Origin of the sequence: Facklamia sp. P9177, from assembly GCF_050409585.1 — a bacterium.
GTDB lineage: Bacteria > Bacillota > Bacilli > Lactobacillales > Aerococcaceae > Facklamia.
Genome location: NZ_JBNUPE010000044.1, coordinates 1 through 743, shown reverse-complemented (window position 1 = coordinate 743; position 743 = coordinate 1). Strand labels below are relative to the sequence as shown.

At 38.4% G+C, this 743-nt stretch carries 1 pseudogene; it reads right to left on the bottom strand.

The features are described from left to right. Window positions 1-154: 154 nt before the first annotated feature. Window positions 155-709, bottom strand: a pseudogene (locus ACQV18_RS09380) (reverse transcriptase domain-containing protein). Window positions 710-743 lie beyond the last annotated feature (34 nt).

Sequence of the window (743 nt, the reverse complement as noted above, 5' to 3'; positions counted from 1 at the left end):
TATAGCCTAGATACTTAACTTTCGTTATATGTGCTACCTTGCTTTTATTTCGATTCACTTTTAACTTCAGCTTTCCCTCTATAAATGGCAAATTATTTCTTAAGGTTCTTTCTGCACTTCGTTTACTCTTGCAAAATATCATCCAATCCTCTGCTTATCTTACAAATCTATGTCCTCTGTGTTCCAGTTCCTTGTCCAGTTCGTTAAGCATACTATTACTTAGTAGTGGACTTAGATTTCCACCTTGTGGCATTCCTACCTTCGTTTCTTCATATTTTCCCTCGTTTATTACACCTGCGTTCAAGTATTTATGGATTAGCGCTATTACTCTACCATCTTTTATAGTTCTTGATAGTATTTCTATTAGCTTGCTTTGGCACACCGTATCAAAGAACTTTTCCAAGTCCATATCTACCAACTACTTATAGCCTTCATCCACATTCTTCTTGCACGCTTTCAGGGCGTCGTGGGTACTCCTTCTTGGTCGAAAACCATAACTATTTTCGAAGAATTGTTTTTCATAGATTGGGCTTAATACTTGGGGGATCCCTTGTTGTATCAGTCTATCTATTACCGTCGGTATTCCTAACTTTCGGTATTCCCTTTTTGTTTCTTTGGGAATTTCTACCCCTAATACGGGTCGTGGCTTGTATTTGCCCGTTCTTAACTTCTCGAGCAGGCTGTCTTTGTTATCTTTGAGATACGGCATAAGTTCATATACACTCATCTCATCGATTCCGCTA